Origin of the sequence: Mesorhizobium sp. (genome assembly GCF_005063415.1) — a bacterium.
Lineage (GTDB): Bacteria > Pseudomonadota > Alphaproteobacteria > Rhizobiales > Rhizobiaceae > Mesorhizobium.
In genome coordinates this window covers 43537-53492 of sequence record NZ_SUEG01000010.1, presented here as the reverse complement: position 1 = coordinate 53492, position 9956 = coordinate 43537, and the positions used below count along the sequence as shown (strand labels likewise).

Sequence of the window (9956 nt, the reverse complement as noted above, 5' to 3'; positions counted from 1 at the left end):
GGCGACGAGACGATGAAGCCGATCGGCGTCATTGCCGCCGACAGGCCGATCATGGCCGGCGAGACGCCCTGGCGCTGCAGGATGAAGCTCAACAGCGGATAGCTCAGCCCTTGCGCGATGGCGAACACCGAGACGGTGGCGATCACGCCGGTGATCGCCGCCCATTGCACTATCTCGCCGCTGCTCTGTTCCGCCCGGTCCATGATGCAGGACTAGCGTTTCGCTTTCATCGCGGTAAGCACCGGCAACGAAAACCGCTTGCGCCAGCCGGAAGAGATAAGAGCCTGACGATCCCGCCGGCTGCCCCCAGGGCATGTCGCTTCCCTCGTCCTAGTGGTCGCCGCCTCCGCAATGGCCGGCCAGCCGGCAGTCCATTATGCCGCTGCATTGCCGCAGCGTACGAGGATTATCATGACCGCCGCCCTTCAGCCCGCCGAACCGGCATTGGCAAACGATCGCGCCCGTCGCGGCGGCCGCGCGGGAAAGCGTGCCGGCGGATCGGCGGCGTTCGAACAGCCGCCGTTTCGGCAGTTGAAGAACCCGCTGGCGCCGACGCGGCTGGTTTCCGACGACGAGCTGGAATCCATCCACCTCGCCTCTCTGCGCGTGCTGCGGGAAATCGGCGTCGACGTGCTGCATGACGAAGCCCGGCGCATTATGAAGGCGCATGGCGCCGATGTCCGCGAAGGCAGCGAGCGGGTGCGCTTCGACAGCGACATGATCCTGGAACTGGTTGCGCACTGCCCGCCGGAATTCACCATCCACGCCCGCAACCCGGCGCACGATGTGCGCTTCGGCGGCGATAATCTGATCATCTCGATGATGGCGTCGGCACCCAATTGCTCCGACGTCGACCGCGGCCGTCGGCCGGGCAACCAGCAGGATTACCGCAACTTCCTCAAGCTTGCGCAGATGCACAACATATTGAATTGCACGGGCGGTTATCCGGTCGAGCCGATCGACATCCACCCGTCCGTCCGCCACCTCGAATGCATCCGTGACCTCGCCACGCTGACCGACAAGATGTTCCACATCTATTCGCTCGGCAAGGAACGCAATGTCGACGGCATAGAGATCACCAGGATCGCACGCGGCATCAGTCATGAGCAGCTGCTCGCAGAGCCGTCGGTGTTCACCATCATTAACACCAATTCGCCGCTCAAGCTCGACGTGCCGATGATGGAAGGCATTATCCAGATGTCGAGCAAGGGTCAGGTGGTCATCGTGACGCCGTTCACCCTGTCCGGCGCCATGGCGCCGGTGACGATTGCCGGCGCGTTGGTGCAACAAAATGCCGAGGCGCTGTCCGGTATCGCCTTCGCGCAGATGGTGCGCAAGGGCGCGCCGGTCGGCTACGGGGGCTTCACCTCGAATGTCGACATGAAGTCCGGCGCGCCGGCCTTCGGCACGCCGGAATATATGAAGGCGCAGCTGGTGGGCGGACAGCTCGCCCGCCGCTACAACATCCCCTACCGCACCTCCAACACCTGCGCCGCCAACACGGTCGACGCGCAGGCCGCCTATGAAAGCGTGTTCTCGCTGTGGGGCGCCATCCAGGGCGGCGGCAATCTGATGATGCATGCCGCCGGCTGGCTCGAAGGCGGCCTGCGCTGCTCCTATGAGAAGACCATCCTCGATATAGACCTGTTGCAGATGGTCGCCGAGTTCCTGACGCCGCTGGATCTTTCCGAGGAAGCGCTCGGTTTCGACGCCATCCAGTCGGTCGGCCCCGGCGGCCATTTCTTCGGCACCCAGCACACGCAGGACCGCTACAAGACCGCCTTTTATGCGCCTATCATTTCCGACTGGCGCAATTTCGAGAGTTGGGCGGAGGCCGGATCGCCGACGGCGCTCGAAAAGGCCAATCGCGTCTGGAAGGAACGGCTGGCGTCCTATGAAGAGCCCTACATGGATCCGGCAATCCGCGAGGAGCTCAACGCTTTCGTCGACAAGCGCCGGGCCGAAGGCGGCGCGCCGACCGATTTTTGATCATCTGATGAGTAGTCGACCCCCACTCCGTCGAGCTTCGCTCGACACCGCTCCCCCGATCGACGGGGTAGAGCAAGGGCGTGAGATTATTCCAGCCGGCGCCCTTCTCCGCTTTGTTTTCGCGCCCCGCTCACTCGATTCAATCTCTTCAAAAACGGAACTATCTTCATGAAATCTCATGCAAAAGCGGTTGTTATCGGCGGCGGCGTCGTTGGCTGCTCGGTGCTCTATCATCTGGCCAAGGCCGGCTGGACCGACATCATGCTGATCGAGCGTTCGGAGCTCACTTCCGGCTCGTCCTGGCATGCGGCGGGCGGCTTCCATACGCTGAACGGCGATCCCAACGTCGCCAAGCTGCAGGCCTATACGGTGCAGCTCTACAAAGAGATCGAGGAGATTTCCGGCCAATCCTGCTCGTTGCACCTGACCGGCGGCGTGATGATGGCCGACACGCCCGAGCGCATGGACTTCCTTCGGCTCGCCCACGCCAAGGGCCGCTATCTCGGCATGGACACAGAACTGATCACGCCGTCCGAAGCCAAGGCAATGTTCCCGCTGATGGACGAGACGAATTTCGTCGGTGCCATGTGGGATCCAGTCGAGGGCCATCTCGACCCTTCCGGCACCACCCATGCCTATGCCAAGGCCGCCAGGAAGCTAGGCGCCGAGATCGTACTGCGCAACCGCGTCGTGGAACTGACGCAGGAGGTCGACGGCACGTGGAACGTCGTCACTGAGCAAGGCACAGTCAAAGCCGAGCATGTGGTCAACTGCGGCGGCCTGTGGGCGCGCGAGATCGGCCGCATGGTCGGGGTCGAACTGCCGGTGCTGGCCATGGAGCACATGTACCTTTTGACCGAGCCGATGCCGGAGGTCGAGGAATTCAACAAGTCGACCGGCCGCGAGATGATCGGCGTGCTCGACTTCAAGGGCGAGATTTATACCCGCCAGGAGCGCAACGGCATCCTCCTCGGCACTTATGAAAAGGCCTGCAAGCCGTGGTCGCCGGTCAACACGCCGTGGGATTTCGGCCACGAACTGCTGCAGCCCGACATCGACCGCATCGCGCCATCGCTCGAGATCGGCTTCAAGCATTTTCCCGGCATCGAGAAAGCCGGCATCAAGCAGATCATCAACGGCCCCTTCACCTTCGCGCTGGACGGCAACCCGCTGGTCGGCCCGGTGCAGGGCCTGACCAATTTCTGGTGCGCCTGCGCCGTCATGGCCGGCTTCAGCCAGGGCGGCGGCGTCGGCCTGGCGCTGTCCAACTGGATGGTCCATGGCGACCCCGGCTTCGACGTCTGGGGCATGGACGTTGCGCGCTTCGGCGAATGGGCAACGCTGCGTTATACCAACGCAAAGGTGCGCGAAAATTATTCGCGCCGGTTCTCCATCCGCTTTCCCAACGAGGAATTGCCGGCGGCAAGACCAGCGCAGACGACTCCGCTTTACGACACGATGATCGCCAATAATGCCGTCATGGGCGATAGCTGGGGCCTCGAGACCCCGCTCTGGTTCGCGCCGAAAGGCTCGGAGCCGAAGGACATAGTGTCCTTCCACCGCTCCAATGATTTCGGTCCGATCGGCGAGGAGGTGCGCGCCACCCGCGAGAGGGTCGGCGTCACCGAGATCGCCAACTTCGCCAAATACGAAGTCTCCGGACCAGGGGCTGAGGACTTCCTCAACCGGCTGATGACCAATCGCATGCCAAAGACCGGCCGCATCGTGCTGACGCCGATGCTGAACGAGTTCGGCAGACTGATCGGCGACTTCACCATCGCCAAGGCGGGCCCAAGGGCTGGGGAAGACCGCTTCATGATCTGGGGTTCTTCGGCAGCGCAAAAATACCACATGCGCTGGTTCGAGAAGCATCTGCCAAAGGATGGAAGCATCCGCATCCACCGCTTCGACCAGACGCTGGTCGGTCTCTCCATCGCAGGGCCGAAATCCCGCGACCTGCTGCAGAAGCTGGTCGATGTCGACATCTCGACCAAGGCCTTCCGCTTCATGGATTTCCGCGAAATGGCGGTCGGCGGCGCGCCCTGCATGGTCAACCGCATCACCTACACCGGCGACCTCGGCTATGAAATCTGGATGGCGCCCGCCTACCAGCGCCTGGTCTACAAGGCGATCAAGGAGGCTGGCGAAGCGTTCGGCATCGTCGATTTCGGCATGCGCGCTTTGCTTTCGATGCGGCTTGAGAAGAACTTCCCGACCTGGTTCCGCGAGTTACGGCCGATCTACGGACCCTTCGAAGGCTCGATGGACCGCTTCATCAAGCTCGAGAAGAACGACTTCATCGGCCGGGAAGCAGCAGCCAGGGAACAGGCAGAAGGGCCGAAACTGCGCCGTGTCTCCTTCATCGTCGATGCCGCGGATGCAGACGTCATGGGCGATGAGCCGATCTGGGCCAAGGTCGGCGGCAAGGATTACGGCACCGTGGAAAAGCCGCATGGCTATGGCGCGCCGCGCTTCGATGCGGGTGGTAACGAAGTGCGCGGCTCGAACGCCGCCGAAGGCGCGTCTGCCGTGCGCGGCATTGTCGACGGCGACTGGCGCGTGGTCGGCTGGGTCACCTCCGGCGGCTATGCGCATTATGTCGAGAAGTCGATGGCGCAAGGCTATGTACCGGCAGCGCTTGCCGAGAACGAGAGCGCCGGGCTGTTCGAAGTCGAAATCCTTGGACACCGGCGGCCGGCACGCATCAATGTCGAGCCGCCCTTCGACCCGAGCGGCGAAAAGATGAGGACGTAGGCGCAGCCAGCCGGTCGCATTGTGCGGAGCATACTCTTCATGCTAGCGCAGCCGGCAACACTCTGCTGGCAAGGGCGATGAGATTTCATTGAAGTACAATCTGAGATGGGCCGACTGGCTGGCCGAGGGACGGATCGGCCCGTTCCCGGCGGCGATCGTCATGGTCGCGGCTTACTTTGCCTTACAGACCATCATACTGTCGCTGTTGAGCTCTTGGGCGGGAACCGGCGTCGGCATCGATGATGCGGAGCAGCTGATCTATGTTCCGTATCTCTGGGCTGGATATGGCGGCTCGCAACCACCCCTGTACACCTGGATCAACTGGCTGGCCGCGCATGTTTTCGGCACCAGTATCTTCACGCTGAAGCTCGTCAAATACTCCGTGCTGTTCCTTGCCGCCTGTAGCGTGTTCGCCGCCATGCGGCGGTTCGGCTACACCAAAGCGACAGCGGCGGCGGCCATGTTCGGCCTGTTTACGATCCCGCAGATCGTCTGGGAATCGCAGCGCGCCTTGTCGCATTCCGTCGCCGTCGTCGGCTTCTGCTCGCTGCTCCTGCTCGCCATGGCCTATCTTCTCGAGCGGCGAAGCATGATCGCCTATGCGGCGTTTGGCCTGGCCACGGCGGCGGCAATTCTTGCCAAATATAATGATGTCTTCCTCGTGGTGGCCCTTGTTGCGGCCGTGCTGTCGCTGCGCGAATGGCGCAGCGCGATCCTTGATCCGAAGTTCGCCATCAGCATAGCGGTCGCGGTATTGGTGCTGGCGCCAACCACCTATTGGAGCCTCATGCATCCCGCCGATTTATTGTCGAGAGGCGAGAAGTTCGGAATTGACTCGCAACAAGAGCGCATGGCGGCGGCCTTTGTCGGCGCCGGCAAGTTTGTCATGGGGACCTTCAATTTCGCGGTCTTGCCGGTGCTCGTTTCCGCCCTGGCCTTCTGGCTGGCGAAGTTCCGTTTCTCCGAGCGACATCCGAAAGGTTCGGCCAGGGAAATTCTGTTGTGGCGTACCTTGGCGCTCGGCTTGGTCATGCTGGCAATACTTGTACTGGCTACCGGCGTGACGGTGGTCAAGGACCGCTGGCTGCTGCCCGTCCTGTTCCTGTTGCCGCTGGCCATCGTCGCCACCATGGAACGGCTGGCGCCGCGCGGCAGGAATGCGCAGCTCCTGGTGATCTCGGCTGGAGCGATCATCGCCGTGCTGCTCGCCCCCGCCACCTGGTACGTCCAGATAAACGGGACCAGTGGACTGTCGCGCATGATCCGCGTGGATTACCCCGCCCTCTATCGCCAATTGACTGCGGACGGACCGGTCAAAACCGCAATATCTGATGGTGCATGGGTCGGAAATCTGCGGTTGGTCGACCAAAAACTGGTCGCACTTGACCAGGAAGTGCCTAATTTCGAAACGCTGATGCAGGAGCCGGCCGTACTCGTCTGGCTTGACCGCGACGATCCGCGGCCGGTCATTTTGGAGCAGCTCAAAGCGGCCGGCTATGAGCCGGACGGCCAGCCACGGCAAATGATGGTTCCGCTGTTGCGTGGCACCGACAAGTCCGCCCGGCCTGGCGCCTATGTAAGATTGAAGAGAATGGCGGTGGGAGGAGCCACGGCGCCCAAGGAAGGCGTTAGCGGAGGAGCCGAGGGTGGACAGGAACCCGACTGACCGGCCCCGTCATCACCGCAAGATCATGCCGTTCGAACCGGACGGCTCGAACGATGTGCTGCGCAAGAAATCGCGGCTGAAGGCCGCTGAACTCAACCAGCATGCGCTGGGCTATGGAGCGCTGGCGGAAGCCGAATGGCAGGCGGCGGGCATTGCTGCTCCTGACCTGCCCGCCATGCGCCGATACCGGCTCGAGCGCATCCGCGCCGAGCTGAAGCGCCGCGACTATGCGGGAGCCCTACTCTACGATCCGGTCAATATCCGCTACGCGACTGACGCGACCAACATGCAGCTCTGGGTCGCACACAATCGGACCAGGCATTGTTTCGTCGCCACCGATGGGCCGGTGGTGCTGTTCGACTATTTCTCGTGCGAGCACCTTTCCGATCATTCCGGCGTCGTCGACGAGGTGCGGCCGGCGGTGTCGTGGGCTTACCTCTACAGCGGCGAGCTGACCGGTCAAAAAGTCCGCCGCTGGGCAGCCGGCATCGCCGAGCTGGTATTGGAACATGGCGGCGGCAATCGCCGTATCGCCGTCGATCACATCAATCCCGAGGGCATCGAAGAGCTCGCCCGTCTCGGCATCTCGACCGGCAATGGCGAGGCGGTGTTGGAAAATGCGCGGCTGATCAAATCGCCCGACGAGATCCTTGCCATGCGCCGGGCGATCGTCGCTTGCGAGGCAGCGATGGGTGAGATGGAGCAGGCGCTGAGGCCGGGGATTTCCGAGAACGAATTGTGGGCCGAACTCCACCGCGGAAACATCGCGCGCGGCGGCGAATGGATCGAAACCCGGCTCTTGTCGTCGGGTCCGCGCACCAATCCCTGGTTCCAGGAGTGTTCGTCGCGGACGATCGAGGCCGGCGATCTCGTCGCCTTCGACACCGACCTGATCGGTCCTTACGGCTTCTGCGCCGACCTTTCGCGCACCTGGCTTTGCGGTGACGCGCCGCCGTCGCAGGAGCAGCGCGGCCTGTTCCGGATCGCAGCCGACCAGATCGCCCACAACACGGAGCTGATGCGGCCGGGCATATCGTTCCGCGACCTCGTCGAGGGCTCGTCAGTGCCACCGGGAGACTGCTTCCCGGCCCGTTACGGGGTGCTCTATCACGGCGTCGGCCTTGCCGACGAATACCCGACTTTGCCGCATGCTAGCGACTGGACCGACGACACACCGGACGGCGTTCTCGAACCGGGCATGGTGCTGTGCGTCGAGAGCTATATCGGCCGGCTTGGCGGCTACGAAGGCGTCAAGATCGAGGAACAGATCCTGATCACCGAGACCGGCAACGAGAAGCTTTCGACCTACCCGCTCGACAATCGGCTGCTTGGCGGCTGAGCGAAGCTAATGCATGTCGCGCAAAAGCATGCCCTCGGGCTTGACCCGAGGGTGTGCAGCGGTTTTGCGATAACGACATGCATGAAACAAGAATCTAAAGCGCGTCACATGAGGCCGACCGAACGCGATGCGCTTTACGTGAGCGCCGCGATCGTCTCGCGCATCGCAGCGACGATCGTTTCCGGCGTTGTCTTGGCCGTGATGAACGGCAAGCCTTTGCGCCGCCTTGTCCAGCCGACGACCGTCACCTTCTGCGCCGCTGGCTCGAAACGCTGCGCCAGCGCCCAGCTCTCGCAATCGATCGCCGCCACGTCCGCCCTGCCCTCGGCAACGGCAACGATCGAAGCACGGTGCCCACAGCTTTCGCTCAGCGCGGAAAAGATATCCAGACTCTCGCCCAATGCTTGCAGGTCGCGGGCTGGCGCGACGATGCCCGACATGGAATCGAGGCTGTTGAAGGTGAAACGCTTGCCGCGTAGCAGATCGAGCGGAATGACGGCGCCGCCGTCGGCCGGCGACCTTGCCGGCGATGCCTCGCCAGCCCTCATGACGATGGCGCTCGAATAGAGTTCGCCCTGTCCACCCTCGAAGGCGTCGTAACGCGGCTGACCGACGAGCTGGACACGCTGCGACAGGCCGAGTTCCATCGGTCCCCAACAGGTTTGCGCAAAGAGCAGCGCCGGGTGCAGCCAGAGCCGGTGAAAATCCAGCTCGTCCGGCGGCAATGTCACCGGATCTGGCGCGACGGGTTTTCCCTGATCGTCGCGGATACCGCCAGGCACTGGAGGCAAATCGCCATTGCGGCGGATGATCGTCTCCGGCGCGTCGATGCCTTTTTGTCTGAAAAGATCACGCAGCCGCGCCCATTGAGCGTCGACCTCGTCCCGCGCTTCCGGCCAGTCGTACATCGGCAAAGCCGCAATGAATTCGCTCATGCCGGGATTTGACCGTTATGCCGGAAATTGACAAGTTCAGAAAAGCGTCGTCCGCGCGGAACCGCCTGCAACAACGCAAGAATCATTCTTTCGGCGGCTCGGCGGGTACCGGTGCGCTGCCAAGTCCATTGAGGCTGCGTGCCCTGACGCGCGGCTTGAATGCACGGCCCGGTTCCGGCATGCGCCGCAGCACGGGATGGACGATCGGCTCCTTCGCCTTGAAGGCATAGGCCTTGAGCAGCGCGAAATAGTTCGGATAGGCGTAGCCATTGTTCATCCGCAGCCACTCGTCGCGGCGGTCGCGAAACAGTTTCGGCAGCCTGTACCAGGCCACCGTCGGGCTCTTGTGATGGACGAAATGCAAATTGTTGTTGAGGAACAGGAGGGACAGCGGCGAGCGCTCGACGATGATCGTGCGGCCTTCCGGATGTTCCGACCATTGGTGCTCGGCGTAGGTGCGGATCGAAATCAGCGACTGCCCCAGCCATACCGGCACCAGTATGTAGAGCCACAACGGCATGCCGAAGCCGAACTGCACGACAGGCAGCACCACGACGAGGCCGATCGCGTGCAGCAGCCATGCCTTGCGTATGGAATTGTCGCCCGCGGCAACCTGTCTGGCGTCGTCAATGAAAAAGCCGATGCAGGAAAGCCAGGGACCGAGCACCAAACGCCCGATCATCGTGTTGTTGACCTTCAGCAGGAATTTCATCGCCGACGGCAGCTCCTCGTGCTGCCAGAGCGCCTTGTAATAGCTTTCGGGATCGTCGAGCGGATCGGTCAGGCGCTCGTCTGCATGGTGGCGCAGATGAATGGTCTTGAATCGGCGAAACGGCCAGACAAGGCCAATCGGCAGGAAAACAAGGGCTTCATTGAGCCGCGCATTCCGGGTTGGGTGGCCGTGCAGGACCTCGTGCATCAGCGAGGATTGCAGCGCCGCAATCAGGGTCAGAAAGGCGAGTGCCAGCAGCGGGTAGGATGGCCAGAGCAGAAAGCCGGTAGCGAGCCAGCCGCCGTAGCAGAGAAGTGCGAGAAATACGGTCGGCCATTCGATGGCCGCTGCGCCGTGTCGCCTATTGCCCATGCTCGTCATGCTATCGACCACTGCCTTCCAGTCGCCGGAACCCGTTTGATTCCTGACAACACTGTGTCAGGAGCGTTGCGTCGCCGCAACGCGATAAAGCGCACAAACTGTTGCGATTGCGCATTTTCAGCTGCAGATGTTATCTATCGTAAACAAGCCCGTAGATTCATTTGCGCTCGAAACGCCATG

The 9956-nt window shown here is 62.4% G+C and carries 6 protein-coding genes and 1 pseudogene; 4 read left to right on the top strand and 3 right to left on the bottom strand.

Annotation, left to right across the window (positions count from 1 at the left end; all coding sequences use genetic code 11):
* Nucleotides 1–203: pseudogene (locus E5W70_RS05215) on the bottom strand (MFS transporter); the annotation flags it as partial.
* Between the two features lie 208 nt (nt 204–411).
* Between E5W70_RS05215 and E5W70_RS05210 the strand changes: the two are divergent.
* The 4 genes from E5W70_RS05210 (at nt 412) to E5W70_RS05195 (ending at nt 7748) form a co-directional block, all read left to right on the top strand.
* The gene (locus E5W70_RS05210) at nt 412–1989 is read left to right on the top strand and encodes a trimethylamine methyltransferase family protein (RefSeq protein WP_292654791.1); all 1578 of its coding nucleotides are present in this window, start codon (nt 412–414) and stop codon (nt 1987–1989) included.
* Between the two features lie 168 nt (nt 1990–2157).
* Nucleotides 2158–4743: an FAD-dependent oxidoreductase gene (locus tag E5W70_RS05205; protein WP_292654789.1), complete on the top strand. Its 2586-nt coding sequence runs from the start codon at nt 2158–2160 to the stop codon at nt 4741–4743.
* Nucleotides 4744–4831: 88 nt separating this feature from the next.
* On the top strand, nt 4832–6409 hold the full coding sequence (locus tag E5W70_RS05200) for a glycosyltransferase family 39 protein (RefSeq protein WP_292654787.1): 1578 nt from the start codon (nt 4832–4834) through the stop codon (nt 6407–6409).
* A gap of 25 nt (nt 6410–6434) precedes the next feature.
* Nucleotides 6435–7748 (top strand): Xaa-Pro peptidase family protein, encoded by a 1314-nt coding sequence (locus tag E5W70_RS05195; RefSeq protein WP_292654850.1) that lies wholly within the window; start codon nt 6435–6437, stop codon nt 7746–7748.
* 134 nt (nt 7749–7882) lie between these two features.
* Here E5W70_RS05195 and E5W70_RS05190 read toward each other — a convergent pair whose 3' ends face one another.
* Together E5W70_RS05190 and E5W70_RS05185 are read right to left on the bottom strand one after the other, a co-directional pair.
* Complete coding sequence (locus E5W70_RS05190; RefSeq protein ID WP_292654784.1) at nt 7883–8683, bottom strand: PhnD/SsuA/transferrin family substrate-binding protein; 801 nt, start codon at nt 8681–8683, stop codon at nt 7883–7885.
* 82 nt (nt 8684–8765) lie between these two features.
* The gene (locus tag E5W70_RS05185) at nt 8766–9776 is read right to left on the bottom strand and encodes a fatty acid desaturase (protein WP_292654782.1); all 1011 of its coding nucleotides are present in this window, start codon (nt 9774–9776) and stop codon (nt 8766–8768) included.
* Nucleotides 9777–9956 lie beyond the last annotated feature (180 nt).